26 protein-coding genes are annotated in these 25,631 nt (G+C 72.5%); 2 read left to right on the top strand and 24 right to left on the bottom strand.

The annotated features are described in order from the left end of the window. Window positions 1–2: 2 nt before the first annotated feature. Genes ITJ68_RS06275 through rpe form a run of 8 tightly spaced genes read right to left on the bottom strand, consistent with a single transcriptional unit; the run spans window position 3 to window position 5,550 of the window. The gene (locus ITJ68_RS06275) at window positions 3–242 is read right to left on the bottom strand and encodes a DUF6704 family protein (RefSeq protein WP_194660437.1); all 240 of its coding nucleotides are present in this window, start codon (window positions 240–242) and stop codon (window positions 3–5) included. Then, window positions 229–957 carry a Trp biosynthesis-associated membrane protein gene (locus tag ITJ68_RS06270; protein ID WP_194660436.1) on the bottom strand — a complete coding sequence of 243 codons (729 nt, stop codon included), beginning with the start codon at window positions 955–957 and terminating at the stop codon, window positions 229–231. Before ITJ68_RS06270 ends, ITJ68_RS06275 begins: the two co-directional genes overlap by 14 nt. Then, window positions 954–2,519, bottom strand: coding sequence for an anthranilate synthase component I (locus ITJ68_RS06265; RefSeq protein ID WP_194660435.1), 1,566 nt, complete (start codon window positions 2,517–2,519; stop codon window positions 954–956). The genes ITJ68_RS06270 and ITJ68_RS06265 overlap by 4 nt, the downstream gene beginning before the upstream one ends. Next, window positions 2,516–2,935 carry a phosphoribosyl-AMP cyclohydrolase gene (gene hisI, locus ITJ68_RS06260; protein ID WP_194660434.1) on the bottom strand — a complete coding sequence of 140 codons (420 nt, stop codon included), beginning with the start codon at window positions 2,933–2,935 and terminating at the stop codon, window positions 2,516–2,518. Before hisI ends, ITJ68_RS06265 begins: the two co-directional genes overlap by 4 nt. Window positions 2,936–2,942: 7 nt before the next feature. Further along, window positions 2,943–3,731 (bottom strand): imidazole glycerol phosphate synthase subunit HisF, encoded by a 789-nt coding sequence (gene hisF, locus ITJ68_RS06255; protein WP_323743237.1) that lies wholly within the window; start codon window positions 3,729–3,731, stop codon window positions 2,943–2,945. Beyond that, window positions 3,728–4,567, bottom strand: coding sequence for an ATP phosphoribosyltransferase (gene hisG, locus ITJ68_RS06250; RefSeq protein WP_194660433.1), 840 nt, complete (start codon window positions 4,565–4,567; stop codon window positions 3,728–3,730). Before hisG ends, hisF begins: the two co-directional genes overlap by 4 nt. A 44-nt stretch (window positions 4,568–4,611) precedes the next feature. Further along, window positions 4,612–4,875, bottom strand: a complete 264-nt coding sequence (locus tag ITJ68_RS06245) for a phosphoribosyl-ATP diphosphatase (RefSeq protein ID WP_071275117.1) — start codon at window positions 4,873–4,875, stop codon at window positions 4,612–4,614. A gap of 9 nt (window positions 4,876–4,884) precedes the next feature. Further along, a complete protein-coding gene (gene rpe / locus ITJ68_RS06240) occupies window positions 4,885–5,550 on the bottom strand; it encodes a ribulose-phosphate 3-epimerase (protein WP_071275113.1) in 666 nt (221 codons plus the stop codon). A gap of 45 nt (window positions 5,551–5,595) precedes the next feature. Here rpe and ITJ68_RS06235 point away from each other — a divergent pair, with 45 nt between their 5' ends. Next, the gene (locus tag ITJ68_RS06235; RefSeq protein WP_194660432.1) at window positions 5,596–6,189 is read left to right on the top strand and encodes a hypothetical protein; all 594 of its coding nucleotides are present in this window, start codon (window positions 5,596–5,598) and stop codon (window positions 6,187–6,189) included. 9 nt (window positions 6,190–6,198) lie between these two features. Here ITJ68_RS06235 and ITJ68_RS06230 read toward each other — a convergent pair whose 3' ends face one another. Both ITJ68_RS06230 and ITJ68_RS06225 read right to left on the bottom strand, forming a co-directional pair. Next, complete coding sequence (locus ITJ68_RS06230) at window positions 6,199–7,701, bottom strand: RsmB/NOP family class I SAM-dependent RNA methyltransferase (RefSeq protein ID WP_194660431.1); 1,503 nt, start codon at window positions 7,699–7,701, stop codon at window positions 6,199–6,201. Then, a complete protein-coding gene (locus ITJ68_RS06225) occupies window positions 7,698–8,639 on the bottom strand; it encodes a methionyl-tRNA formyltransferase (RefSeq protein ID WP_194660430.1) in 942 nt (313 codons plus the stop codon). The genes ITJ68_RS06230 and ITJ68_RS06225 overlap by 4 nt, the downstream gene beginning before the upstream one ends. A gap of 112 nt (window positions 8,640–8,751) precedes the next feature. Here ITJ68_RS06225 and ITJ68_RS06220 point away from each other — a divergent pair, with 112 nt between their 5' ends. Beyond that, window positions 8,752–9,222 carry a DUF4383 domain-containing protein gene (locus ITJ68_RS06220; RefSeq protein WP_194660429.1) on the top strand — a complete coding sequence of 157 codons (471 nt, stop codon included), beginning with the start codon at window positions 8,752–8,754 and terminating at the stop codon, window positions 9,220–9,222. A 7-nt stretch (window positions 9,223–9,229) separates the two neighbouring features. On the opposite strand, the gene ITJ68_RS06215 is transcribed toward ITJ68_RS06220, so the two are convergent. The 14 genes from ITJ68_RS06215 to ITJ68_RS06150 all read right to left on the bottom strand — a co-directional run bounded on the left by ITJ68_RS06215 (window position 9,230) and on the right by ITJ68_RS06150 (window position 25,523). Then, entirely contained in the window at window positions 9,230–11,371 is a 2,142-nt protein-coding gene (locus tag ITJ68_RS06215; protein ID WP_194660428.1) for a primosomal protein N', read from the bottom strand. A gap of 8 nt (window positions 11,372–11,379) precedes the next feature. Next, window positions 11,380–12,594: a methionine adenosyltransferase gene (metK, locus tag ITJ68_RS06210; RefSeq protein ID WP_194660427.1), complete on the bottom strand. Its 1,215-nt coding sequence runs from the start codon at window positions 12,592–12,594 to the stop codon at window positions 11,380–11,382. A gap of 5 nt (window positions 12,595–12,599) precedes the next feature. Next, window positions 12,600–12,866, bottom strand: a complete 267-nt coding sequence (gene rpoZ, locus ITJ68_RS06205; RefSeq protein ID WP_056124209.1) for a DNA-directed RNA polymerase subunit omega — start codon at window positions 12,864–12,866, stop codon at window positions 12,600–12,602. Window positions 12,867–12,900: 34 nt separating this feature from the next. Further along, window positions 12,901–13,830: a guanylate kinase gene (gene gmk, locus ITJ68_RS06200; RefSeq protein WP_194660426.1), complete on the bottom strand. Its 930-nt coding sequence runs from the start codon at window positions 13,828–13,830 to the stop codon at window positions 12,901–12,903. Beyond that, complete coding sequence (gene pyrF, locus ITJ68_RS06195; RefSeq protein WP_194660425.1) at window positions 13,827–14,717, bottom strand: orotidine-5'-phosphate decarboxylase; 891 nt, start codon at window positions 14,715–14,717, stop codon at window positions 13,827–13,829. Before pyrF ends, gmk begins: the two co-directional genes overlap by 4 nt. After that, window positions 14,714–18,007: a carbamoyl-phosphate synthase large subunit gene (gene carB / locus ITJ68_RS06190; protein ID WP_194660424.1), complete on the bottom strand. Its 3,294-nt coding sequence runs from the start codon at window positions 18,005–18,007 to the stop codon at window positions 14,714–14,716. Before carB ends, pyrF begins: the two co-directional genes overlap by 4 nt. Beyond that, on the bottom strand, window positions 18,007–19,206 hold the full coding sequence (gene carA / locus ITJ68_RS06185) for a glutamine-hydrolyzing carbamoyl-phosphate synthase small subunit (protein WP_194660423.1): 1,200 nt from the start codon (window positions 19,204–19,206) through the stop codon (window positions 18,007–18,009). Before carA ends, carB begins: the two co-directional genes overlap by 1 nt. Continuing rightward, on the bottom strand, window positions 19,203–19,748 hold the full coding sequence (locus ITJ68_RS06180) for a hypothetical protein (RefSeq protein ID WP_194660422.1): 546 nt from the start codon (window positions 19,746–19,748) through the stop codon (window positions 19,203–19,205). Before ITJ68_RS06180 ends, carA begins: the two co-directional genes overlap by 4 nt. Continuing rightward, on the bottom strand, window positions 19,745–21,112 hold the full coding sequence (locus ITJ68_RS06175; RefSeq protein ID WP_194660421.1) for a dihydroorotase: 1,368 nt from the start codon (window positions 21,110–21,112) through the stop codon (window positions 19,745–19,747). Before ITJ68_RS06175 ends, ITJ68_RS06180 begins: the two co-directional genes overlap by 4 nt. Further along, on the bottom strand, window positions 21,109–22,086 hold the full coding sequence (locus ITJ68_RS06170; protein ID WP_194660420.1) for an aspartate carbamoyltransferase catalytic subunit: 978 nt from the start codon (window positions 22,084–22,086) through the stop codon (window positions 21,109–21,111). Before ITJ68_RS06170 ends, ITJ68_RS06175 begins: the two co-directional genes overlap by 4 nt. Beyond that, window positions 22,083–22,646 (bottom strand): bifunctional pyr operon transcriptional regulator/uracil phosphoribosyltransferase PyrR, encoded by a 564-nt coding sequence (pyrR, locus tag ITJ68_RS06165; RefSeq protein ID WP_194660419.1) that lies wholly within the window; start codon window positions 22,644–22,646, stop codon window positions 22,083–22,085. The genes ITJ68_RS06170 and pyrR overlap by 4 nt, the downstream gene beginning before the upstream one ends. Window positions 22,647–22,704: 58 nt before the next feature. Further along, complete coding sequence (nusB, locus tag ITJ68_RS06160; RefSeq protein WP_194660418.1) at window positions 22,705–23,157, bottom strand: transcription antitermination factor NusB; 453 nt, start codon at window positions 23,155–23,157, stop codon at window positions 22,705–22,707. Window positions 23,158–23,166: 9 nt separating this feature from the next. After that, window positions 23,167–23,727 carry an elongation factor P gene (gene efp / locus ITJ68_RS06155; protein WP_071275071.1) on the bottom strand — a complete coding sequence of 187 codons (561 nt, stop codon included), beginning with the start codon at window positions 23,725–23,727 and terminating at the stop codon, window positions 23,167–23,169. Between the two features lie 104 nt (window positions 23,728–23,831). After that, window positions 23,832–25,523 (bottom strand): ABC1 kinase family protein, encoded by a 1,692-nt coding sequence (locus ITJ68_RS06150; RefSeq protein ID WP_194660417.1) that lies wholly within the window; start codon window positions 25,521–25,523, stop codon window positions 23,832–23,834. Between the last annotated feature and the right edge of the window lie 108 nt (window positions 25,524–25,631).

The following is a 25,631-nucleotide window of genomic DNA, read 5'->3' as shown; positions in this document are numbered from 1 at the left end:
CCCTACTCGTTGTGGTGCTTGCCGACGTACTTCGGACCGTTGACGCCGTAGCCGGCACGCCCCATGACCCAGCCGACGATGAGGCCGATCACGACGATCCCGGCGGACGCCCAGACGCCCCACGCGATGTCGAACCAGAAGCACAGTGTCCCGATCGCGAAGCCAGCCAGCATGATGATGACGGACGTCCAGGCTGCCGGCGAGTGGCCTTCGCCGAGATCTGCGGGCTCAGTGGTGCTCACGGTGCTCCTCGTGGTCGTGGGCGTCGTCGGTCGTACGACGCGTGTCTGATCCTACCGTGCCGAGGCTGTCCGTCTCGGTCACGGGGACCGGGTCGGCCTCGGTCACGGTGACCGGGTCGGCGGGGTCCGTCGGGTCGAGCCCGGCGCTGAGGTCGTCCCAGTCGACGATCGCGTCACGCTGGACCGGAGCCGACGTCGGCGCGGTCGCGGTGGGCGTGGCCGCGTACTTGCGGCTCGGGCCCGGCCAGGACCGCTGCACGACGAGCACGACGACCCCGAGCAGCACCGCGAGGACGCCCCCGGCGATGCCGACGGCCGGCCACGCGGTCACGTCGACGCTGGTCACGATGCGCCGCACCGCACCCAGGTCACTGACGCCGGCGACCTCACCGACGGCACCGCGCGCCGCCGAGACCGGGTCGCTGAGCGCGGACACCCCGGACACGACGATGCCGAGGCCGAGCAGGATCTCGATGCCGGCGAGGACGACCCGGACGACCCGACCGGCGATGGTCATGGCGAGGAACAGCGCGAGCAGGGCGATCGCCAGTGCGGTGAACTGCGGGACCGCAGCGGCCCCGTCGGCGACGACCGTCGGGGTCACGGCGGCGTCGGCGTCCAGGCGGAGCGTGAACCACGTCTGCGTCCACGAGAGCATCACGATGCCGGCGACCGCCAGGCCGAGCACGACGACGAGCGGACGGGAGCGCTTCATGACCGGACCTCGCGCATGCGGTTCGCGGTGGCGACGGCCCGGAGCGGCGCCGCGGCCTTGTTGACGGCCTCGGCGTGCTCGGTCGCCGGGTCGGAGTCGGCGACGAGCCCCGCTCCGGCCTGCACCCGCGCGACGCCGTCCTTGATGAGCGCCGTCCGGATCGCGATCGCCAGGTCGGCGTCCCCGGCGAAGTCGAAGTAGCCGACGACCCCGGCGTACGCCCCGCGCTTGGCCGGCTCGAGCTCGTCGATGATCTCCAGCGCGCGCGGCTTCGGCGCCCCGGAGAGCGTGCCGGCCGGGAACGTCGCCCGGAACACGTCGATCGCCGACTGCTCGGGACGCACGACGCCCTCGACGCTCGACACCAGGTGCATGATGTGGCTGAAGCGCTCGACGGTCATGAACTCGGTCACCGCGACGGTGCCGGGCTCGCACACCTTCTGCAGGTCGTTGCGGGACAGGTCCACGAGCATCAGGTGCTCGGCCCGCTCCTTGGGGTCGTCGAGCAGGTCCTCGCCGAGGCGCACGTCCTCTTCCGGGGTCGCCCCACGCGGGCGGGACCCGGCGATCGGGTGCGTGATGACCCGCCCGTCCTGCACCTTGACCAGTGCCTCCGGGGAAGCGCCGACGATCCAGAACGGCTCGCCCTCGGTGTCCGCCATGGACAGGAAGTACATGTACGGGCTCGGGTTGAGCGTGCGGAGCACCCGGTAGACGTCGAGCGGGTCGGCCGTGACGTCGTGGTCGAACCGCTGCGAGATGACGACCTGGAAGACGTCGCCGTCGCGGATGAAGTCCTTCGACCGCACGACGGAAGCCATGTAGTCGTCCGGGGTCGTGCGGTGCCTGGCGGTGGGCTCGGCGATGTCGAAGGCCTCGGCGACGGTGGCCGGGCTCGGCTGCACGAGGTCGGCCTGCATCCGGTCGAGGCGCTCCTGCGCTCCGGTCCAGAGCGCGTCGGCGTCGTCGGTGCCGTCGTTCAGGGCACTCGCGACGAGCAGGACGAGTCCGGTGCGGTGGTCGAGGGCGGCGAGCTCGGCGACGAAGGCGAGTGACTGCCCGGGCACCTCGAAGTCGGCCGGCGGCACGTTCGGCAGGTGCTCCAGCTGCCGGACCGCCTCCCATCCGATGAACCCGACCGTCCCGCCGACGAGCGGCGGGGTGCCCGGGACGCGGGGGGTGGCCCAGCGCTCGTGGAGCCGGGCGAGGACCTCGAGCGGCGCGCCGTCGAGCGAGCCGACGGCACGGTCGGCGCTCATGCCGGTGTCGATCCACGCGGCCTGGTCGCCGTCCTGCGTCAGGACGCCGTAGCTGCGCACACCGACGAACGACCAGCGGGACCACAGCCCGCCCTGGCCGGCGGACTCGAGCAGGAACGACCCGGGGCGGCCGTCGGCGAGCTTCCGGTAGACGCCGACCGGGGTCTCGCTGTCGGCGTAGAGGGCGCGCACCACCGGGACGACACGGTGGCCGTCCGCCACCAGGGCGTCGAACTCCGGACGGGAGGTCGTGTGCGGCTTGTCGGGGATCGTCGCGGACGACGGGGCGGTCGTCGTGGTCATCGGGTCGCCTCCGTCACGTCGGCGACCGTCGCGTCGGCGACCGGGGCCGACGCGGTCACGGGGTCGAGCGGGTCGACGTCGAAGCAGCGGTGGGCACCGGTGTGGCACGCGGCACCGACCTGCTGGACGGTCACCAGGAGGGTGTCGTCGTCGCAGTCGAGCGCGGCTGCCCGCACGTACTGGGCGTGCCCGGAGGTGTCGCCCTTCCGCCAGTACTCCTGCCGCGAGCGGGACCAGAAGGTCACCCGCCCCTCGGTCAGGGTGCGGCGGAGGGCTTCGCGGTCCATGTAGCCGAGCATGAGGACGTCCTTCGAGGACTCTTCTTGCACGACTGCCGGGAGCAGGCCGTCCGCACCGAAGCGCGCGCGGTCGAGGACCGCCTCGGTGCTGGTGCTGGTGCTGGTGCTGTCGGTCATGAGGCTCCTAGCGTACGGCGTGCCCGGACTCCCGCAGAGCGTCCTTGACGTCGCCGATGGTCATCTCCGCGCGGTGGAACACGCTGGCGGCGAGGACGGCGTCTGCACCGGCGTCGACGGCCGGTGCGAAGTGCTCGACCCGCCCGGCACCGCCGGATGCGATCACCGGCACGGTCGACACGGCGCGCACGGCACGGACCAGGTCGAGGTCGAAGCCGTTCTTCGTGCCGTCGGCGTCGATCGAGTTCACGAGCAGCTCACCGGCGCCCCGCTCGACGGCCTCGCGCGCCCAGGCGACGGCGTCGATGTCGGTCTCCATGCGGCCGCCGTGGGTCGTCACGACGAAGCCGGAGTCGGTGCGGTCGGAGCGCTTGACGTCGAGCGAGAGCACCACGGCCTGCGCGCCGAAGCGGTCGGCGATCTCCCCGACCAGGTCCGGCCGGGCGATGGCCGCGCTGTTCACGCCGATCTTGTCCGCGCCGCACTGCTGCAGCCGCGACACGTCGTCGACACTGCGGACGCCACCACCGACGGTGAGCGGGATGAAGACCTGCTCGGCCGTCCTGGTCACCGTGTCGTACATCGTCGAGCGGTTCTCGACCGTGGCCCCGACGTCGAGGAACGTCAGCTCGTCGGCGCCCTGCTCGTAGTAGCGCGCGGCGAGCTCGACCGGGTCGCCGGCGTCCTGCAGGTCGAGGAAGTTGACGCCCTTGACCACCCGGCCGCCCGAGACGTCGAGGCACGGGACGACACGGACCGCGACGCCGCCACGGGCACCGCCCACGGCGGGGCTCACAGGCGTGCGGCGTGGATGGGGCTCACGAGGATGGCGCGGGCGCCGAGGTCGTAGAGCGCGTCCATGATCAGGTTGGCGTCGTCGCGCGGGATCATCACGCGGACGGCGGACCAGTCGCGCCCGTGCAGCGGCGAGACCGTCGGGGACTCGATGCCCGACGCGATCGCGGTCGCCTGCTCGAGCAGGTCGGTCGGGATGTCGTAGTCGAGCATCACGTAGCCACGGGCGACGAGCACGCCCTGCAGCCGACGGCGGAGCACGTCGATGCCGGGGATGGTCTCGTCGGTGGAGATCAGCAACGCGGTGGACTCGAGGATGACCGGCCCGAAGATCTCCAGGCCCGCCTGACGCAGGGTGCTGCCGGTCGAGACGACGTCGGCGACCGCGTCCGCGACGCCGAGCCGCACGGCGCTCTCCACGGCACCGTCGAGCTGCACGAGCGTGGCGGTCACCCCGTGGCGACCGAGGAACTCCCCCACGAGGCCGGGGTAGCTCGTCGCGACGCGGACCCCGTCGAGGTCCTGCAGCGAACCGAAGCGTCCGGGCGTGCCGGCGAAGCGGAAGGTCGAGTCGGCGAACCCGAGGGCGTCGACCTCGTGCGCCTGGGACCCCGAGTCGAGGAGCAGGTCGCGGCCGGTGATGCCGACGTCGAGCGCGCCGGAACCGACGTAGGTCGCGATGTCGCGCGGACGGAGGAAGAAGAACTCCACGCCGTTGCGCTCGTCGATGAGGTGGAGGGCCTTCGGGTCACGACGACCGGCGTAGCCGGCCTCCCGCAGCATCTCGGAGGCGGTCTCGGAGAGCGAGCCCTTGTTGGGCACGGCGATGCGCAGCATCAGGTGGTCTGCTTTCTGGTGGAGGTCGGCGACTGGTCAGCGCGTCACAGATGTCGCCAGACGTCCGCAGGGGTGAGGCCCTTCGCGACCATGAGCACCTGCAGGTGGTACACGAGCTGCGAGATCTCCTCGGCCGTGCGGACGTCGCCCTCGTACTCGGCGGCCATCCAGACCTCGGCGGCCTCTTCCACGATCTTCTTGCCGATCTGGTGCACGCCGGCGTCCAGTTCGGCGACGGTGCCGGAGCCCTCGGGGCGCGATGCGGCCTTCTCGGTCAGCTCCGCGAACAGCTCGTCGAACGTCTTCACGGGACCAGGCTACCGTCCCGCGAGCGCACGCTGCGCCGCGTCACGGAGGTCACGGATGCGGGACTCGGGGTCGCCGCCGTAGACCGCGGACCCGGCGACCAGGGTGTCGGCCCCGCTCCGCACGGCCTGGGGCACGGTGTCGACCGCGATGCCGCCGTCGACCTCGAGCCAGACGTCGAGCCCCGAGGCGTCGACGGCCGCGCGGGCGTCGGCGAGCTTCGGCATCACCTCGGGCATGAAGGACTGACCGCCGAACCCGGGCTCGACCGTCATGAGCAGGATCATGTCGTAGGCGTCGAGGTGCGCGAGCACGGGGGTGATCGGCGTGCCGGGCTTCACCGCGACCGCGGCACGGGCGCCGTTCGACCGGATCGCTGCGGCGGTCGCCACCGGGTCGGTCGCGGCTTCGAGGTGGAACGTCACGCTGGACACCCCGAGCTCGGCGTACTTCGGGGCCTCGGTGTCGGCGTCGGTGATCATCAGGTGGACGTCGAGCGGCACGGGTGACACCTGCTGCAGCCGCTCGACGATCGGCAGCCCGAGCGTCAGGTTCGGCACGAAGTGGTTGTCCATGACGTCGACGTGCACCAGGTCGGCGGTGGCGATGCGCCCGAGCTCACGCTCGAGGTTCGCGAAGTCGGCGGACAGGATGCTCGGCGAGATGCGGATCGTCACACGACGAGCCTACCGGCGCTCGACGGGTCCACTTAGGCTGCTGGCATGACCGATGTCGATCCGGAGTCCATCCTGGTGCAGGTCGTGTTCGCCCCCGACGCCGGTGCACCGCTGCCCGACGTGATCCGGGAGCTCGAGGACGTCCTCGAGGTGATGGACTTCGCGCTCTTCCTGTCGCACGGCGACGTCGTGCGCTGGGACAACGGCGGCGGCCGCGGCCAGGTCCGACTGGCACGGCTCGACCACGGCACGCCGGTCACCGTGGACATCGAGCTGGTCATGTCCGGCGGCCTCGGACTGACGCACGGCGACGCCCTCGCGGGCGTGGCGGCTGCCGGCGCGGTGCTGCTCACCGCCGCGCGGAGCGGCTCGCCCGCGGACGACCCGGCGGCCCCGGCGTCGACCGACGACCCCGTGCCCACCGCACGGCAGGTCGACGCCGACGCCGAGCGCCGGGTGGTCGAGGCGATGGAGCGGGTCGCCTACGACGCCCGCGGCACGGACCTCGCCTGGCGCATCCGCGAGGCCGAGGAGCAGAACGTCACGGCCGCCGACGGGACCCTCGGCAAGGGACTGCGCTTCGTCCGCGCGGCGGGGCGACTCTCCCGCAACGACGGCTTCGACTTCCGGATGGAGTGACCGGAGGCGTCACCGACGACGGAACAGCGCGATGAACATCGCGTCCGTCCCCACGCGGTGCGGCCAGAGCTGCGCCGTCATGCCGTCCGCGACCTGCGGGTCCCGGGCGGCGACCGAGCGGACCACCGAGGCCGTGTCCACCTGCTCGAGCAGGTCCCCGTGCCGTCGCATCAGCGCGTCGACCTGCCCGCGGGTCTCGGCGAGGTGCGGCGAGCACGTGACGTAGGCCAGCGTGCCGCCCGGTGCGAGCACGCGCACCGCGGCGTCGAGGAGCTCCGTCTGCAGCACCGCGAGCTCCTGCACGTCCTCGGGCACCTTGCGCCAGCGGGCCTCCGGGCGACGACGGAGTGCGCCGAGGCCGGTGCACGGTGCGTCGAGCAGCACGCGGTCGTACCGCACGCCGGAGCCGTCCTGGCCGTACCGGCGGGCGTCGCCCTCGACGACGCTGACGGTGTCGCCGAACGCCGCGAGGGCCTTCCGGACCAGTCCGACACGCGCCGGCACGAGTTCGTTCGCGACGAGGGTCGCGCCGGCCTGTGCGGCCTCGGCCGCGAGCAGTGCGGCCTTGCCACCGGGTCCGGCACAGAGGTCGAGCCACCGCTCCCCCGGCTGGATCTCGGAGGACCGGCTGAGCGCCAGGGCGGCGAGCTGCGAGCCCTCGTCCTGCACGCGGAGCCGTCCGGCGGCGATGCCCGGCACCCGGGCGGGGTCACCGGTCACGCCGCGGATGCCGACGGGCGACACGGGCAGCGCGTCGGCGTCCGCCACGACGTCGGCCGCCTCGGCCGGGACGGGAGGCTCGGAACCGGTCGCGTCGTCGCCCTGCGGCTCGGCGTCGACCGGCTCCACAGCCGTGGTCGCGGTGCGCAGGTCGGCCTCCGTCGCGAGTCCGGGCAGCGCGGCGAGCTGGACACGGGGTGCGACGTCGTCGGCCGCGAGCAGCGCCACGAGTTCGTCGCGGGAGCGCTCGGCCGCGAGGGCGTCCCGGAGCGAGGCGATGACCCACGCCGGGTGCGACCAGCGCGTGGCGAGGAGCTCGTCCCCGGACAGGCCGCGGGTGATCTCGGTGTCCCACTCCTCGGGCGTCCTCGCCGCGACCTTGCGCATCACCGCGTTGACGAACCCGGTGGCGCGGTGGGCACCGACCTCGCGGGTGAGCTCGACGGTGGCGGAGACGGCAGCGTGCGTGGGCGTGCGCATCGCGAGCAGCTGGTGGACCCCGAGGCGCAGGACGTCGAGCACGTCGGCCTCGACGTTGCCGACCTTCCGACCGGAGGCAGCCTCGACGACGGCGTCGTACCGACCGATCATCCGGATGGTGCCGTAGGCGAGCTCGGTCGCGAAGCCGGCGTCACGCGCAGAGAGCGCGGCCCGGCGGATGCGCGTCGGGAGCAGGAGGTTGGCGTAGGCGTCGTCGACCTGCACGGCCCGGATCACGTCGAAGGCGACCCGGCGGGCGCTCGGGCCGCGGACCGTGCGGGTCTCGGGACGGTGCTGCTGGTGCGGGCTCATGCGAGGACCTTCCCGTCGAGGGTGCCGAGGCCACGGGCCCAGGCCGCGGCGTCCATCGCCGTCTTGCCGGCCGGCTGCACCAGAGCGAGCACGAGTGGCTCGTCGGCGGTCCCGACGAGGAGGGCGCCGCCCTGGAGCGTCAACGCGCCGGGGGCGAGCGACGGGGCGGGGTCTGCCGGGCCTCCTGTCCGGGGCATCCGGTGGGACCGGAGCAGCTTGACGCGCGTCTGTCCGAGGTGCGCGAAGGCGCCGGGCTCCGGCGTCACACCGCGGATGTGGGCGTGGACGGCGGCGGCCGGCGCGGCGAAGTCGACGCGACCGTCCTCGATGGTGGTCTTCGGGGCGGTGGTCGGCTCGCCCACCTGGTCCGTGGCGGTGGCGCTGCCGTCCGCGATGCCGTCGACGACCCGGGCGACGACCTCGGCACCGGTCTCGGCCATGGCGGCCAGGACCTCGCCGGCCGTCGCCTCGGGGTCGATGTCGAATGGTTCGCTGGCGAACACGGGGCCGGCGTCGAGCGCCTCCACGAGCTGGAACACCGTGGCGGCGGTCCGCGTGTCGCCGGCCATCACGGCACGCTGCACGGGTGCGGCGCCGCGGTACGCCGGCAGGTCGGAGAAGTGCAGGTTGACCCAGCCGTGGCGCGGGGTGTCGAGCGCCGCACGGCGGAGCAGGGCGCCGTAGGCGACGATGACGCCCAGGTCGACGTCCAGCTCGGCGATCCGGCGGGTGACCTCGTCGTCGACGCGGGCGGCCTCGAGCACGGGCAGCCCGAGCTCCTCCGCGACCTGGGCGACCGGCGTCGGGGTCAGGACGCGCTTGCGGCCCTGCGGTGTCGGCGGACGCGTGAGCACCGCGGCGATCTCGTGGTCGGACGCCGCGAGCCGACGGAGGGTGGGGACGGCCGCAGCGGGGCTGCCGGCGACGACGAGACGCATGGGTTCGATCCTCCCATGCCGGCACCGCCCCGGGCTGCCCGCCGCTGTCCGTCCGGCGCAGGAGCGAGCCGTCCGGGAACCAGCCGAGAGCGATGTGCGTACGGTCCCGCTCATGGCAGACATCACCACCTCCACCAACCGGTACGCCGGTTCCACCATCCAGAAGGCCACGCTCGTCGTGGGCATCGTGTTCCTGGTCGTCGGGATCGCCGGGTTCGTCCCCGGCATCACCACCGGCGACCTCGGCGGCGCCGGGCACGGCTCGATGGCCATGCTGCTGGGGCTGTTCCAGGTCTCGGTCCTGCACAACATCGTGCACCTGCTCTTCGGGATCGTCGGGCTGGCCGCCGCCCGGAGCGCCGTCGGCTCCCGCAGCTACCTGGTCATCGGCGGCATCGTCTACCTGGTGCTGTTCGTCTACGGGCTGTTCACGGCCGACCACGCGTCCGCCGCGAACTTCGTCCCGCTGAACACCGCCGACAACTGGCTGCACCTGCTGCTCGCCGGCGGCATGGTCGCCCTCGGCGTGTTCCTGCCGCGGCCGGACGGACGCCAGCGCCGCGACCGCACCACCACCGCCTGAGGTCGTCTCAGACCTCGGCGAACGGCTCCGCGTCGTCGAGCCGCGCCCGCAGTGTGGGTGCGGCTCGACGACGGTTGCCACCCGGGAGCACCCGCCGTGTCGACGACCGGCGGATGACCTCGGCCTTGAGCGTCGCGGCGACCTCGGTGCCGTGGGCGTAGGGGAACCGCACGATCGCCCGGACCGTGCCGGGCACGGGGTCGTCGACCGGGACCGGTCCGAGCACCGGCCCGACCGGCGCCGCTCCGAGGGCCTCGACCGCCGCGGTCACCGCCTCTTCCGTCCCGGTGAGCGTCGCCACTCGGACGGCCGGCGGGAACATGAGTTCGCGGCGGTCGACGAGCTCGTCGTGGGCGGGCGTGTCGAGTCGCCACAGCGCCATCGCCGTCGCCAGTGACCCGCCGATGCCGACCAGGTAGACCTCGGCCCCGGGAGCGCCCTTGGCTGCTGCGTTCGTCCAGAAGCGCAGCACCTCCTCCTGCACTCGCAGGCCCTCGCGCCCGAGCATCTTCTCGCCGTCGAGGAGCAGCACGCAGGCGTACCCACCGGGCGTCGACGGCTCCGCACCGCGCGTGGCCACCACGACCGCCGGGCGAGCCGGGACCTCGTCGATCGGGCGTGAGCCGTCCGCGACGATGATGCGCGTGCCCGGGAACGCCCGACCGAGCTCGTCCGCGGTGCGCTGCGCCCCCTGGCCGACGGCCTTGAGCTTCCCACCGCCACACGTCGGGCAGCGGTACCCCGCCGCGAGGGCCCCGCAGAACCGGCACTGGGGAACGGCGCCGTGCGTCGGGCTGCCGAGGGGTCCCCCGCACACCCGGCAGTGGGCGCGCTCCCCGCAGTCGGCGCAGACGAGCCCGGTGCCGAAGCCCGGGTTGGCGACCTGCACGAGCACGGGGCCGGTGCGGCTGGCCTCCCGGGCGGCACGCCAGGCGCTGCTCGGGATCCGGGCCTGTGCGGCGAAGCCCTCGGCACTGACCTGTTGCGCCGTCGGGATGACCTTCGGCACCGCGGCCCGGAGCGGCGTCACGTCGTCGAGCCAGTGCAGCTCCACCAGGCGCTGCACGTCGGTGCTCCGTGCGTGGGAGAGGAACAGCAGTGCGGCACCCGACTGCGCCGCTCGGACCAGGGCCACGTCCCGGGTGTGCACGTAGGGCGCGCGGGGCTCGATGAAGGACGCGTCGCCGTCGTCCCACATCGCGATGAGGCCGAGGTCACTGGCCGGCGCGTACATCGCCGTGCGGTTGCCGATCGCGACGACGGGGTGCGTGCGGGCCTGCAGCAGGGCCTTCGCGCGTTGGCCGTTCGTCTGCTTGGCGTCGAAGCGGACCACGCGCTCCGCGGGGACCAGGGCGTGCAGGGCGCGTTCCAGGTCGGTGAGGTCGCGGAAGTCCGGCACCGCGATGACCGCGGACCGCTCGGTGGCCAGGGTGCGGGCGGCGGCCTGCGCCAGGGTCAGCGCCCAGCCGGGCACCCAGGCGGGGTCGTCGGGGACGGAGACGGAGACAGGGGCTGGCGCATCGGCATCGGCATCGGCATCGGCGTCGGCGTCGGCGTCGGCGTCGGCGTCGGCGTCTGCATCAGCCTCGGCCTCGGCCTCGGCCTCGGCCTCGGCCTCGGTGTCCTCCGGTACCGCGCTCGGCAGCTGCACGGGGTGCGGCATCGCCGCGACGGCCGCACGCTGGTTCGTCGCCAGGATGCCCTCGACGACGCCGTCGGCGTACCCGGTGACCGCAGGGGCCTCGACCGCCGGAGGCACGTGGTCGGCATCCCGCGCGAGCCAGGCCTTCTCGACCCGGACCTGCCGCGTCGGCACCGCGAGCCGGAGCACGTCGCTCGCCACGCCGGCGGCCCGGTCGGCCACGGCACGAGCGAGCGCCCAGATCTCCGGCGCGAGCACCGGCACCGGACTGACGAGCGTCTCGATCGCACTCAGCTCGCCGGGGAACGCTCCACCGGGGGCCCCGGGACCGTCCTCGACGACCTCGATGACGTAGGCGTCCGACATCCGGGCGCCGGTGCGGAGCGGGACCTTCACGCGGACCCCGGGCACGCACGCGTCCTCGTGCTCGGCCGGCACCCGGTAGTCGAACAGTCGGTCGAGCTGCGGGAGCGGCGAGTCGAGCACGACGCGCGCGACGGTGGTCACGCGGCCGCTCAGACGGTGGCGGCGACGAGTCCTGCGGCCTGGCGGAGGGCGTCGACACGGTCGAGCTGCTCCCAGGTGAACCCGGGGAGCTCACGACCGAAGTGGCCGTACGTCGCCGTCTGCGCGTACCGCGGCTTGAGCAGGTCGAGGTCACGGATGATCGCGGCCGGACGCAGGTCGAACACCTGACGGATCGCGGCCTCGATGACCGCGTCGTCGACGTGCCCCGTGCCGAACGTCTCCACGTAGAGCCCGACGGGCTTCGCGCGGCCGATCGCGTACGCGACCTGGACCTCGAGACGGTCGGCGAGCCCCGCGGCGACCGCGTTCTTCGCGACCCAGCGCAGCGCGTACGCCGCCGACCGGTCGACCTTGGACGGGTCCTTGCCGCTGAACGCCCCACCACCATGCCGGGACGCCCCACCGTAGGTGTCGACGATGATCTTGCGTCCGGTGAGCCCGGCGTCGCCCTGGGGCCCGCCGATCTCGAACCGGCCGGTCGGGTTCACGATGACCTCGACGTCCGCGGAGTCGAGCTCGACCTGGTCCAGGACCGGGCGGATGACGTGCTCCGTGATCGCGGCCGTCAGCTCGTCGAGCGTCACGCTCGGCGAGTGCTGCGTCGACACGACGACGGTCTCGACGCTCTTCGGCACGACGCCGTCGTACCCGACGGTGACCTGGGTCTTGCCGTCGGGCCGCAGGAACGTCAGCTCCCCGGACTTGCGGACGGCGGCCAGGCGCTCGGCGAGCCGGTGCGCGAGCCAGATGGCGACGGGCATGTACTCGGGCGTCTCGTTCGTCGCGAAGCCGAACATGATGCCCTGGTCACCCGCACCCTGACGGTCCAGCGGGTCGACACCGGCACCGGAGCGGGAGTCCAGCGACTCGTCGACGCCCTGCGCGATGTCCGGCGACTGCGCACCGATCGAGACCTCGACGCCGCACGTGGCGCCGTCGAAGGAGACCTCGGACGAGTTGTAGCCGATGCCCGTGATCACGTCACGGACCAGCTTGGGGATCTCGACGTAGCCCGACGTGGTGACCTCACCGGCCACGTGCACGAGCCCCGTCGTCACCATCGTCTCGACCGCGACCCGCGCGTGCGGGTCGACGGCGAGCAGGGCGTCGAGGATCGTGTCCGAGATCTGGTCACAGATCTTGTCGGGGTGCCCCTCCGTCACCGACTCGGACGTGAACAGGCGCAGCGTGCTGGACGTCACCGGGCTCAGACGGTGGGCTGGGGCTGCTGCTTGGTGACGGTGAGCTTGTCCTCGTTGATCTCGTGGAGGGCCACCGACAGCGGCTTGTCGTCGATCGTGGAGTCGACGAGCGGACCGACGTTGTCGAAGAGCGAGCCCTCGTGCAGGTCGGCGTAGTAGTCGTTGATCTGTCGCGCGCGCTTCGAGGCGAAGATGACGAGCGCGTACTTCGACTCCACCTTGGACAGCAGGTCGTCGATGGGCGGGTCGATGATGCCCTGGGGGTTGGCCATGGTGTCTCCAGACAACGAGCGGATGCGCTCCCGGCTAGGGCGCAGTGAACAAGTCTACGACCTCGCGTGCCGCCGTGCCGACATCCGAGTTCACGATCCGCACGTCGAACTCGTCCTGCGCGGCCAGTTCGACCTTCGCGGTCTCGAGTCGGCGAGCCTGTTCCTCGGACGACTCGGTCCCGCGGCCGATGAGCCGGCGGACGAGTTCGTCCCACGTCGGGGGCAGCAGGAACACCAGGACCGCCTCGGGCATGGCGTCGCGGACCTGTCGGGCGCCCTGCAGGTCGATCTCGAGCATCACCTTGTCGCCGGCGTCCAGCGCGCGGTCGATCGGCGGACGCGGGGTGCCGTACCGGTACGAGTTGTGCACGGTGGCCCACTCGAGCAGTTCACGCTCGCGGATCATCCGGTCGAACTCGGCGTCGTCGACGAAGTAGTAGTGCACGCCGTCGACCTCGCCGGGCCGCGGCTTCCTGGTGGTCGCGGAGACGCTGAGGTTCACCTCGGGGTACTGCTCGCGGATGTACGCGCTGACGGTCCCCTTGCCGACGGCGGTGGGGCCGGCGAGCACGACGAGCTTCGACACGCCACGCTTCCGCCCGCGCGCGGCGAGCCAGTCGGAGAGCGCCGTGCGCTGTCGGGTGCCGAGGCCGCCGAGGCGCTTCGACGGCGCGATCCGCAGCGAGCCCATGATCGTCTCGGCACGGGCCGGTCCGATGCCGTTCAGGCTGGTCAGGAGGTCACGGACCCGGAGCGACTTCTCCGCGGGGGCCTCGGCGTCGTTCCAGGCGGTGCGGGCGACGTCCAGCGCCGACCGCTCCCCCGTGGCGACGGCGGCCTTCACCGCGGCGCGGGCCCGGCGGGCGGCGACGGCGGCGCGGGCGGCCGCGGCGCGGTCCACCTCGGGCGGCGTGCGGTGCGCGGGCAGGGAGCCGGAGTCGTGGGTCGTGCCGTCGTCGGTCATGCCAGGGCCGCCCGGATGCGCTCGGCACGGTCGGTCACGAGCGCCGCGACGCCGTCCGGGCCGTCGGTCAGCAGCCCGCGGGACTCGCTCACGAGCACCTGCTCGGCGCGTGAGCCGTACAGCGCGCGGAGGTCCTCGATCCGGGCACCCTGCGCGCCGAAGCCGGGCGCGAGCACGGGCGCGTTCCCGATCTCGTCCGCGCCGATGCCGAAGTCCGTCAGGTCGAGGGTGGCGCCGAGCACCAGCCCGACGTCGCCGATGGCCTGGTCGTCCTCGGCCGGGTTGTCGTCTGCCACGTCGAGAACGATACCGGCAGCGACGCTCCGCCCGGCACGCGGCCCCTCGGCGAGCACCGCGGTCTGCAGCACGCGCGCCTCGGGGTTGCTCGTCGCGGCCAGCACGAACACGCCGGCGCCGTGCTGCCGCGCGACGGCGATCGTCCCGCGCAGCGAGCCGTACCCGAGGTACGGCGACACCGTCATCGCGTCGGCCGCGAACGGCCCGTCGGCGTCGATCCACGCCGTGGCGTAGTCGTCCCCCGTCGTCCCGATGTCGCCGCGCTTGACGTCGGCGACGACCAGGAGGCCCGCATCACGTGCCCGACGGATCGTCGCGTCGAGCGCGCGGAAGCCGGCCACCCCCGCAGCCTCGAAGAACGCGACCTGCGGCTTCACGACGGCGGCGCGACCGGCAGCCGCGTCCACCAGGACGCGGCCGAACGCGGTCAGCCCTGCTTCGTCACGGCCGAGCCCCCACGCCGCCAGGGTGGCGGCGTGGGGGTCGATCCCGACGCACAGTGCGGACCGCGACCCGATGGCGGACGCGAGCCGGACGCCGAACGGCTCCGGGCCTCCTGCCCGTTGTGCGGTGACGAGGCGGTCCGTCACCAGCCCGCCCGCTCGAGCGCGTAGTCCTGCAGGCTGCGCACGCTGTGCGGGGTGCCGATCGTCTCGATGGCCGCGACCGCGGCACCGAGCTGGGCGATCGTCGTGAACAGCGGCTTGTCCGCGGCGACCGTGGCCGCGCGGATCTCGTAGCCGTCGGCGCGACCGGCGGCGCCGGACGGCGTGTTGATCACGATGTCGACCTCGTTGCGGGCGAGCAGGTCGACGACGCTCTCCCCGCCCTGGCTGTACTTGCCGACCACGTCGACCATGATCCCGTTGCGGCGGAGCACCTCGGCGGTGCCCTCCGTCGCGGTGATCGTGAAGCCGAGTTGCTGCAGGCGGTGCACCGGCAGGACGATCGCGCGCTTGTCGGTGTCCGCGACGCTCACGAAGACGGTGCCGCTCGTCGGGAGCCCACCGTAGGCGGCCTCCTGGCTCTTCAGGAACGCCCGCGGGAAGTCGCGGTCGATGCCCATGACCTCACCGGTGGAGCGCATCTCGGGGCTGAGCACCGAGTCGACGACCTGGCCCTCGGCGGTGCGGAAGCGACGGAAGGGCAGAACCGCTTCCTTGACGGCGACCGGTGCCTGCGCCGGCACGAACGCGCCGTCGCGGGCGGGCAGCATGCCCTCGTCGACCAGGCCCGCGATCGAGGTGCCCGTCATGATCCGCGCGGCGGCCTTCGCCAGAGCGATGCCGAGTGCCTTCGAGACGAACGGGACGGTGCGGCTGGCGCGCGGGTTGGCCTCGAGGACGTAGAGCACGCCCGCGGCGATGGCGAACTGCACGTTGAGCATGCCGCGCACGCCGACACCGCGCGCGATCTTCTCGGTGGCGTCGACCACGGCCTGGATCTCGCCGCGGCCGAGCCCGACCGGCGGGAGCGTGCAGGACGAGTCACCGGAGTGGATGCCCGCCTCTTCGATGTGCTCCATGATGCCGCCGATGTAGAGCCGCTCGCCGTCGAACAGGGCGTCGACGTCGATCTCCACCGCGTCGTCGAGGAACCGGTCCACCAGGAGCGGCAGGTCCGGGCCGATGATCGCCTGGTCGGCCATCCGGCCGAAGTAGTCGGCCATCGCGGTGGAGTCGTAGACGATCTCCATGCCGCGGCCGCCGAGCACGTAGGACGGGCGGACGAGCACCGGGTAGCCGATCTCCTCGGCGATCCCGGTGGCGCTGGCCAGGTCGTGCGCGGTGCCGTTGCGGGGCGCGAGCAGGCCGGCCTGGTCGAGGATCGCGGAGAACTGGCCGCGCTCCTCGGCGGAGTCGATCGCGGTCGGCGTGGTGCCGAGGATCGGGATGCCCGCCGCCTCGAGGGGCTTCGCGAGCCCGAGGGCCGTCTGGCCGCCGAGCTGCACGACGACGCCGACGAGTTCACCGGAGGCGGCTTCGGCCTCGATGACCTCGAGGACGTCCTCGACGGTGAGGGGCTCGAAGTACAGGCGGTCCGAGGTGTCGTAGTCCGTCGACACCGTCTCCGGGTTGCAGTTGACCATGATGGTCTCGAACCCGGCGTCGCTCAGCGCGAAGGACGCGTGCACGCAGGAGTAGTCGAACTCGACGCCCTGGCCGATGCGGTTCGGACCGGAACCGAGGATGACGACCTTCTTGCGGTCGCTCGGCGCCACCTCGGTCTCGACGTCGTACGACGAGTAGTGGTACGGCGTCAGGGCCGGGAACTCGCCGGCGCAGGTGTCGACCGTCTTGAAGACGGGCCGGATGCCCAGCTCGTGCCGCGTGTCGCGGACCTGCTGCTCGGTGACCTGCTGGTCGGTCGTGCTCCGCAGCGAGGCGATCTGGACGTCGCTGAAGCCGTGCTCCTTGGCCCAGCGGATCGTGTCCGCGTCGAGGGCGCCGGCGGCGCGGATCTCCTCGGCGACCTCGTTGATGAGCACGATCTGGTCGACGAACCACGGGTCGATCTTCGTGGCGTCGAAGACCTCGGCCGCGGTGGCACCGGCGACGAGGGCCTGCTGCACCGTGACGATGCGGCCGTCGGTCGGGATCGCGGACTTCGCCAGCAGCGCGTCCTTGTCGAGCTCGGCGGCCGGGGTGTCCCAGTGGAAGCTCGACCCCCGCTTCTCGAGGGAGCGCAGCGACTTCTGCATGGCGGTGGCGAAGTTCCGGCCGATCGCCATGGCCTCGCCGACGCTCTTCATCGTCGTGGTCAGCGTGGCGTCGGCAGCCGGGAACTTCTCGAACGCGAAGCGCGGGGTCTTCACGACGACGTAGTCGAGCGTCGGCTCGAAGCTCGCCGGGGTGACCCGCGTGATGTCGTTCTGGATCTCGTCGAGGCGGTACCCGATGGCGAGCTTCGCGGCGATCTTCGCGATCGGGAAGCCCGTGGCCTTCGAGGCCAGGGCGCTGGACCGGGACACGCGGGGGTTCATCTCGATGACGATCACGCGGCCGTTCGCCGGGTCGATCGCGAACTGGATGTTGCACCCACCGGTGTCGACCCCGACGCGGCGGATGATGTCGATGCCGATGTCGCGGAGGTTCTGGTACTCGCGGTCGGTCAGCGTCAGCGCGGGGGCGACGGTGATCGAGTCGCCGGTGTGCACGCCCACCGGGTCGACGTTCTCGATCGAGCAGACGACGACCGTGTTGTCGGCGTTGTCCCGCATGAGCTCGAGCTCGTACTCCTTCCACCCGAGGATGGACTCCTCGAGCAGGACCTCGGTCGTGGGGCTCGACTGCAGGCCGTCACCGACGAAGCGGATGAGCTCGGTCTCGTTGTACGCGAACCCGGAGCCGAGGCCGCCCATGGTGAAGGACGGACGGACGACGAGCGGGTAGCCGAGGTCCTTCGCGAACTCCTTCGCTTCCTCGAGCGTGTGGGCGATGTGGCTGCGGGCCACGTCCGCGCCGGACTCGAGGACGAGCTCCTTGAAGAGCTGGCGGTCCTCACCGCGCTGGATGGCGTCGACCTTGGCGCCGATGAGCTCGACGCCGTGCTTGTCCAGGATCCCGGCCTCGTCGAGGGCGATCGCCGCGTTCAGGGCGGTCTGCCCGCCGAGCGTCGGCAGGACGGCGTCCGGCTGCTCGATGCGGATGATCTCCTCGAGCGACGCGTTCGTGATCGGCTCGATGTAGGTCGCGTCGGCGAAGTCGGGGTCGGTCATGATCGTCGCCGGGTTCGGGTTGACGAGGATCACGCGGATGCCCTCGGCCCGGAGCACGCGGCAGGCCTGGGTGCCGGAGTAGTCGAACTCGGCGGCCTGCCCGATGACGATCGGGCCGGAGCCGATGACGAGGACGGAGGTGATGTCGGGGCGCTTGGGCATCAGTTGCCCTCCTTCGTGATGTCGGCGGCGGGCGTCGTGGCGTCGGCGGTCGCCGCGTCGAGCGGCTCGCCGGCACGACGGGCCACGACCATGTCGCGGAACCGGTCGAACAGGTACATGCTGTCGTGCGGTCCGGCGGCGGCCTCGGGGTGGTACTGCACGCTGAACGCGGGGATGTCGAGCGCGCGGAGGCCCTCGACCACGTTGTCGTTGAGCGAGTAGTGCGAGACCTCGACGCGGCCGAAGCCGACCGGGGACTCGAGGACCTGTCCGACGGGGGCGTCGACCGCGAAGCCGTGGTTCTGGCTCGTGATCTCGACCTTGCCCGTCGTGGTGTCGAGCACCGGCTGGTTGATGCCGCGGTGGCCGAACGGCAGCTTGTAGGTGCCGAAGCCGAGGGCACGGCCGAGCAGCTGGTTGCCGAAGCAGATGCCGAAGAACGGCCGACCGTCCCGCAGGCTCTCCTGCAGCAGGGAGACCTGCGCGTCGGAAGCTGCCGGGTCACCGGGCCCGTTCGAGTAGAACAGGGCGTCGGGGTCGAGCTCACGGAGACGCTCGACGGTGACGTCCTGCGGCAGCACGTGCACCTCGAAGCCGCGCTGGGCGAGGTAGCGGGTGGTCGACGTCTTCACGCCGAGGTCGAGCACGGCCAGCGTGCCGATCTGCTCGCCGACCGCGTCGACGACGTACTCGGCGTCGGTCGACACGGCGGCGGAGAGGCTCTGCCCGGCCATGTCGGCCTGCTCGCGGACCAGCGCGAGCTGCTCGTCCGGCGAGAGCGCGGCGTCGGGGCCGCTGAAGACGCCGCCCTTCATCGCGCCGGCGTCCCGGATGCGACGGGTCACGGCGCGGGTGTCGATCCCGGAGATCCCGACGATGCCGTCGCGCTCCAGGTGGTCGTCGAGCGACGCGGTGGCGCGGTGGTTCGACACCACGCGGCTGGGGTCGCGGACGACGTAGCCGGCGACCCAGATGCGACGGGACTCGGGGTCCTCGTCGTTGACGCCGGTGTTGCCGATGTGCGGCGCGGTCTGCACCACGATCTGCCCGGCGTAGGACGGGTCGGTCAGCGTCTCCTGGTAGCCGGTCATGCCGGTCGCGAACACCACCTCGCCGAGGCTGCGTCCGCGGGCGCCGTACGCCCATCCGTCGTGTCGGGTGCCGTCCTCGAGGACCAGCACGGCCCGTTCGCGTGTCATGAGTTCGTCCCTTCGCCCGCGGTCTGCGGGTGGTTGTGCTTCGTCGCCAGCTCCTGGAGTGCGTGCAGCGGGGCTGCGTCGCCCTCCGGGAACCGGAAGTAGGTGTCGAGGTCCGTCGCACCAGCGGCGCCGGTCGCCGTCCATCGCAGACGCACCAGCCCCCCTGGTTCGACGACGCGGTCGATGGCCGCGGTCGCCCGGTCGGCGCCGCGGACCAGGTCGGCGGCGATCCAGCGGTCGGTCTCCCCCGCCAGGTGCAGGACGACGCCGGTCGCGTGGACGGTCACGCCGCCGCGGCCCCGGAAGCCGAGTCCTCCCGCCGTGATGCGCTCCAGCGGCTGGTCGGCGCGGGTCGTCGCGACGGTGAAGCCGTCCCAGGACCCGGCCGCCGGGGACAGGTCGGTCGGCACACCGACGGGAGGCACGGTGTCGGCCTGCTTCCTGACCCGCGTCCGCCAGGTGCGCACCATGGCCACGAACAGCGCGGCCACCGCGAGCAGGATCAGCCCGCCGAGGAGCCACCGGGCGGCGTCGCCGCTCATGCCCGGGTCCCCTCGGTGGCGCGGGCGGCCGTGCGCGCTGCGGCCGCGACGGTGTCGTGGTCGACGAGCGCGCCGTCGAGGAGCGTCGGGTACCCCTGGTGGAAGGTCGCGACGACCCGGCCCGGCAGGCGCATGCCGAGGTACGGCGAGTTCTGCGACTGCCCCGCCAGGTCGGTGACGGCGAACTCGCGGACCGCGCTCGGGTCGTACAGGGTGACCTCGGCCGGGGCCCCCTCGGCGATCGCGTGTCCGTGGCCCTCGACCTGGCCGATGCGGGCCGGGGCGCTCGAGAGCACGCGGGCGACGTCGGACCAGTCGAGTCGGCCGTCCTCGACCACGGCGGCGTGCACCACGCTCAGCGCGGACTCGAGCCCGACCATGCCGTTCGCGGCGGCCGGCCACTCGCAGCACTTCGCCTCGGCGGTGTGCGGTGCGTGGTCGGTGGCGACGATGTCGATCGTGCCGTCGACCAGGGCGGCGCGCAGGGCGTCGACGTCCTCGCGGGAGCGCAGCGGCGGGTTCACCTTGTAGCGGGCGTCGTAGCCGGGGGCGCCGTCGACCCCGGCGATGAGGTCCTCGGTCAGCACCAGGTGGTGCGGCGTGACCTCGGCCGTGACGTCGATCCCACGGGACTTGGCCCAGCGGATGACCTCGACGCTGCCGGCGGTCGAGACGTGGCACACGTGCAGCCGCGCTCCGACGTGGTCGGCGAGCAGGACGTCGCGGGCGATGATGGCTTCTTCTGCCACGGCCGGCCACCCGGCGAGCCCGAGCTCCGAGGACAGGCGGCCCTCGTTCATCTGCGCGCCGATGGTCAGGCGGGGCTCCTGCGCGTGCTGCGCCAGCACACCGCCGAAGCCCTTGATGTACTCCAGCGCCCGGCGCATCAGCAGCGGGTCGGCCACGCACGAGCCGTCGTCGGAGAACACCCGCACCTTCGCGCGGGAGGTCGCCATCGCGCCGATCTCGGACAGGTGCGTGCCCTGCAGGCCCTGGGACACGGCGCCGATCGGGCGGACCGTGACGTAGCCGGCGTCGTCGCCGAGGGCCTGGACCTGTTCGACCACACCGGCGGTGTCCGCGACGGGGCTCGAGTTCGCCATCGCGTTGACGGCGGTGAAGCCGCCGGCGGCCGCGGCCCGCGAGCCGGACAGGACGGTCTCGGACTCCTCGTGACCGGGCTCGCGGAGGTGCGTGTGCAGGTCCACGAGACCGGGCAGGGCGATCAGGCCGTCGGCGTCGATGGTGGTGGCGCCGGCCGTCTCGAGACCGGACCCGACCGCGGTGATGCGTCCCCCCTGCAGCCTGATGTCGGCACGCGAGCCGTCGACCAGCTGGGCGCCGCGGATGAGGTGAGCGGTCATGCGACGGACTCCTTCTGGTCGGTGCCGGACGGGGTGCCTGCGCCGGTCAGGGCCAGGTACAGGACGGCCATGCGGACGGAGACGCCGTGCTCGACCTGTTCGACGATCGTCGAGGCGGGCGAGTCGGCCGCCACGCCGGCGATCTCCAGCCCGCGGTTCATCGGCCCGGGGTGCATCACGAGGGTGCGCTCCGACAGGCGCGCGAAGCGGGCTGCGGTGAGACCCCAGTGGCGGGTGTACTCGCGGGGGTTCGGGAAGAAGGCGTCGTTCATGCGCTCCTGCTGGATGCGGAGCGTCATCACGACGTCGGGGTCCTCGGCGAGGGCCGTGTCGAGGTCGTGGTGCACCACAGCGCCGAAGGGGCGCTCGGTCGCCGGCAGCAGGGTCGGCGGCGCGGCGAAGGTGACGCTCGCACCCAGGGTGCGGAGCAGCCAGGCGTTGCTCCTGGCGACGCGGCTGTGCAGGACGTCGCCGACGATGAGGACGCGGACGCCGTCGAGGCCCTGGCCGCGGGACGCACTGCCGTGGAGCCGTCGGCGCATCGTGAAGGCGTCGAGGAGCGCCTGGGTCGGGTGCTCGTGGGTGCCGTCGCCTGCGTTCACCACGGGGACGTCGATCCAGTCGGCGTCGGCCAGGACCCGCGGGGCGCCGGACGCCCCGTGGCGCATCACGATGCCGTCGATGCCCATCGCACCCAGGGTCTGGACGGTGTCCTTGAGGGACTCGCCCTTCGAGACGCTGGAGCCCTTCGCGGCGAAGTTGATGACGTCGGCGGAGAGGCGCTTGGCGGCTGCCTCGAAGGAGATGCGGGTGCGCGTCGAGTCCTCGAAGAAGAGGTTCACGACGGTCTTGCCGCGGAGGGCCGGCAGGCGCTTGACCTCGCGCGTGTTCACCTCGGCCATCTCCTCGGCGACGTCGAGGATCTCGAGGGCGTCGGTGCGGGAGAGGTCGGCGGTCGAGAGCAGGTGCCTCATGCGTCGGCCCCCCGCTCCGGCTGCTCGATGACGACCTCGTCGACGCCGTCGGTCTCGGTCAGGCGGAGCGTGACGCGCTCGTCGGACGCCGTCGGCAGGTTCTTCCCGACGTGGTCCGCGCGGATGGGGAGCTCGCGGTGGCCCCGGTCCACCAGGACCGCGAGTCGGACCGCGCGCGGCCGGCCGATGTTCTGCAGGGCGTCGAGCGCCGCCCGGACCGTGCGGCCGGAGTACAGCACGTCGTCGACGAGCACGACGACCTTGCCGTCGATGCCGCTCGCCGGGATCACCGTGCGGTGCGGGGCCCGACCGATGCCGTGGCCGAGGTCGTCGCGGTGGAGCGTGACGTCGAGGGTGCCGACGCGCTGCTGGCCGCCGGACCAGTCGGGCTCGATGCCGGCGAGGACCTCGCCGAGCCGGTCGGCCAGGACGGCTCCCCTGGTCGGGATGCCGAGGAGCACCAGGTCCGAGGCGCCGTGGTTGGCCTCGAGGATCTCGTGCGCGATGCGTGTCAGAGCACGCGTGATGTCGGACTGCTGCAGGACCGTGCGGGTACCCACGCCGACCTCCTTCCCCGCCTCTCAGGACGGCATTTAAAGGATGCGGACGTGGTCAACCCTAGCGGGACTCCTGGTCTCCGGACACCGTCCGACCGGACGGTGCACGACCACCGGCGACGGCGCCGAGGACACCGTTCACGAAACCGGCGGAGTCGTCCGTCGACAGCGACTGGGCGAGCTCGACGGCCTCCGAGATGGCGACGGCGTCGGGCACCTCGGGGTTGAAGCGGATCTCCCAGACGCCCATGCGGAGGATGCAGCGGTCGAGGACCGGCATCCGGGCGATGGACCAGCCCTGGGCGTGGTCGATGATGACGTCGTCGATCTCACGACGGGCCTCGTCGACCCCGGTGACCACCTGGCGGGCGTAGTCCCAGCTCGACGCCCGCTCGGGGTTGTCGAGGTGACGGACCGTCTCCGTCGCGAGGACGTCGGCGATCGGGAGCTCCCGGACCTCGGCCACGTAGAGCATGTCGAGCGCGCGCTTGCGGGCCTTCGAACGAGCACTCATCCGGCGGCCCTAGTTGACGCGGCCGAGGAAGTTGCCGTCGCGCGTGTCGATCTTCACCTTGGTGTCGGTCTCGAGGTACAGCGGCACCTGGATCTGGTAGCCGGTGGCCTTGATCGTCGCGGGCTTGGTGCCACCGGACGAACGGTCGCCCTGCAGGCCGGGCTCGGTCTCGATCTCGGTGACGATCGACGTCGGGAGCTCGATGTAGAGCGGGTTGCCCTCGTTCATCGCGAGGGTGACCATCGCGGACTCGAGGAGGAAGTTCTTCGCGTCGCCGACGACCGTCGCGGGGACCGGGACCTGGTCGTAGGTGTCGGTGTCCATGAACACGTAGGAGTCGCCGTCCTCGTAGAGGAACTGGTAGTCGCGGCGGTCCACCGTCGCGGTCTCGATCTTCGCGCCCGCGTTGAAGGTGCGGTCGACGACCTTGCCGGAGACGACGTTCTTCAGCTTGGTGCGGACGAACGCACCACCCTTGCCGGGCTTGACGTGCTGGAACTCGACGACCGACCACAGCTGCCCGTCGATGATGAGAACGGCGCCGTTCTTGATGTCAGTGGTACTGGCCATGAGTGTCGATGTCCCGTTCGTGTCGAGGAGTGGAGTCCTGCGGGCGCTGGGGCCCCGGACGAGTGTAGCCGACCGCCTCACCCGCGCCCGCGCCGTCGCCTGCGCTAGTCGTGCCGCCGTGCGCGCCAGGCGTCGATCGCCGCCCACACGAGCAGCACCACGGCCGTCCCGCCGAGGAGCCCGCCCGCCACGCCGGTGCTCAGCACCGCGGTCGGCCGTGCCGGAGCCGCCAGGTAGACGATCGCCAGCACGCCGGCCCCTGCCCCCAGCAGCACGAGCAGGATCCGGCGGATCATGCCGGAGACGGTCCGCCGGTCGCGCTGGTCGGCGAGCAGCCGGATGTTCACCGACAGCTTGTTGCCCTCGATCGCCTCGCTGATCCGGTCGATCCGCCTGGGCAAGCGTCGGACGGTGGAGAACAGGCCGAAGAGCTCGCGCGCGGCGACGTCCCGCAGCACGCTCGGGCGGAGCTGGTCACGGATCTGCTCGCGGGCCAGGTTGCGGGACTCGTCGAGGAGGTCGAACGAGGGCAGCAGCGAGCGCAGCGTCCCCTCGAAGATCGCCAGTGCCCGGGCGGCTGCGACGAAGTCCGGCGGCGGCTTGAGCCGGTAGCGGCCGAAGACCTCGACCGCGTCGTCCACGGTCTCGACGCCGATGCGCGCGCCCGGGCCGAGCTCGTCGGCCACGAAGCGGGCGATGTCCCGGCGGAAGTCGGCCTCGTCCTGCGCTCGACGCACCGGCGCCATCCGCAGCACGGCGTCCGCGATCCGCGAGGTGTCGTCCTGGATGTACGCGGCGACGAGCTCCTGGACCGTGTCGCGCAGCGTCGGGTCGAGGCGGCCGACGGAGCCGAAGTCGATGAGGGCGGGGCGACCGTCGGGCAGCAGCAGGACGTTCCCCGGGTGCAGGTCACCGTGGTAGATCCCGTCGAAGACGACCTGCCGCAGGAACGACCGGAGGATCGCCCGCATCGGCTCGTCGAGGTCCCGGTCGACGCGGGAGGCGCGGATCGCGCTGAGCGTGTCGCCCTCGAGGAACTCCATCACGAGCACCCGCCGGCCCGAGAGCTCGGGGTACGGCGTCGGGAAGCGGACCTCGTCCGGCCGGGCGCTCCTGGCCTGGGCCGCGCGGAGCGCCTCGAGGTTGCGGAGCTCAGAGGAGAAGTCGACCTGCCGGATGAGGTCGTCGCCGTACTGGGTCGCCACGTCGATCACCCCGACCTGACGGGCCTCGGCCGACGTCCGGGCGAGGAACCGCACCACGCGGAGCGCGATGTCGACGTCCTGCCGCACGGCCGCGTCGATGCCGGGTCGTTGGACCTTCACGGCGACCGCGGTGCCGTCGTGCAGCCGGGCACGGTGCACCTGCGCGATCGACGCCGCGGCGACGGGCTTCGGGTCGAACGACTGGAAGACCTCCGCCACGGGGGCCCCGAGGTCCGCCGTCAGCAGGTCCGACACCTCCTGCGGGTCCGCGGGCGTGACGTCCCGCTGCAGGTGCGCGAGTCCCTCGGTCCACTCGTCCGGCAGCAGGTCGTCGCGGGTCGAGAGCAGCTGTCCCATCTTCACGAAGCCGCCGCCGGCCTCCTCGAGCGCGCGACGGAGGTGTTCGGCCTGGTCTCGCCGCTTGTCCGAGGTCTCCGGGTCGCGGGAGAAGTCGAGGCGACGGAACGGCACGAGGCCGTGTCGGCGGGCGATGGACAGCAGTTCGGCGAAGCGGCGCGCGCGGGAGCGGAGGGTTCCCGCGTCGGCGTCCGGCCGGGCGCCGAGGTCGCTCAGACGGGGTGGTGTGGGCACCTGTTCAGCATGCTCCCCCGGGCTGGGCGCCCCCGGCTGACTCCTCCACAGCCGGGAGGCTCGGGGGCCGTCCACAGGTCGGCCCGCCCGCGCCGCGTGCTGCGCTGG

This window comes from Curtobacterium sp. VKM Ac-1395 (genome assembly GCF_015350975.1).
Taxonomy (GTDB): domain Bacteria; phylum Actinomycetota; class Actinomycetes; order Actinomycetales; family Microbacteriaceae; genus Curtobacterium.
Note: the sequence above shows the minus strand (reverse complement) of the source record. Positions and strands in the feature narration are given on the sequence as shown.

Coding starts and splice junctions, on each gene's coding strand:
- ITJ68_RS06270 (WP_194660436.1), bottom strand. CDS start 957: ATGAAGCGCTCCCGTCCGCTCGTCGTCGTGCTCGGCCTGGCGGTCGCC.
- ITJ68_RS06265 (WP_194660435.1), bottom strand. CDS start 2,519: ATGACCACGACGACCGCCCCGTCGTCCGCGACGATCCCCGACAAGCCG.
- hisI (WP_194660434.1), bottom strand. CDS start 2,935: ATGACCGACAGCACCAGCACCAGCACCAGCACCGAGGCGGTCCTCGAC.
- hisG (WP_194660433.1), bottom strand. CDS start 4,567: ATGCTGCGCATCGCCGTGCCCAACAAGGGCTCGCTCTCCGAGACCGCC.
- ITJ68_RS06235 (WP_194660432.1), top strand. CDS start 5,596: ATGACCGATGTCGATCCGGAGTCCATCCTGGTGCAGGTCGTGTTCGCC.
- ITJ68_RS06230 (WP_194660431.1), bottom strand. CDS start 7,701: ATGAGCCCGCACCAGCAGCACCGTCCCGAGACCCGCACGGTCCGCGGC.
- ITJ68_RS06225 (WP_194660430.1), bottom strand. CDS start 8,639: ATGCGTCTCGTCGTCGCCGGCAGCCCCGCTGCGGCCGTCCCCACCCTC.
- ITJ68_RS06220 (WP_194660429.1), top strand. CDS start 8,752: ATGGCAGACATCACCACCTCCACCAACCGGTACGCCGGTTCCACCATC.
- rpoZ (WP_056124209.1), bottom strand. CDS start 12,866: ATGGCCAACCCCCAGGGCATCATCGACCCGCCCATCGACGACCTGCTG.
- gmk (WP_194660426.1), bottom strand. CDS start 13,830: ATGACCGACGACGGCACGACCCACGACTCCGGCTCCCTGCCCGCGCAC.
- carB (WP_194660424.1), bottom strand. CDS start 18,007: ATGCCCAAGCGCCCCGACATCACCTCCGTCCTCGTCATCGGCTCCGGC.
- carA (WP_194660423.1), bottom strand. CDS start 19,206: ATGACACGCGAACGGGCCGTGCTGGTCCTCGAGGACGGCACCCGACAC.
- ITJ68_RS06180 (WP_194660422.1), bottom strand. CDS start 19,748: ATGAGCGGCGACGCCGCCCGGTGGCTCCTCGGCGGGCTGATCCTGCTC.
- ITJ68_RS06175 (WP_194660421.1), bottom strand. CDS start 21,112: ATGACCGCTCACCTCATCCGCGGCGCCCAGCTGGTCGACGGCTCGCGT.
- ITJ68_RS06170 (WP_194660420.1), bottom strand. CDS start 22,086: ATGAGGCACCTGCTCTCGACCGCCGACCTCTCCCGCACCGACGCCCTC.
- nusB (WP_194660418.1), bottom strand. CDS start 23,157: ATGAGTGCTCGTTCGAAGGCCCGCAAGCGCGCGCTCGACATGCTCTAC.
- efp (WP_071275071.1), bottom strand. CDS start 23,727: ATGGCCAGTACCACTGACATCAAGAACGGCGCCGTTCTCATCATCGAC.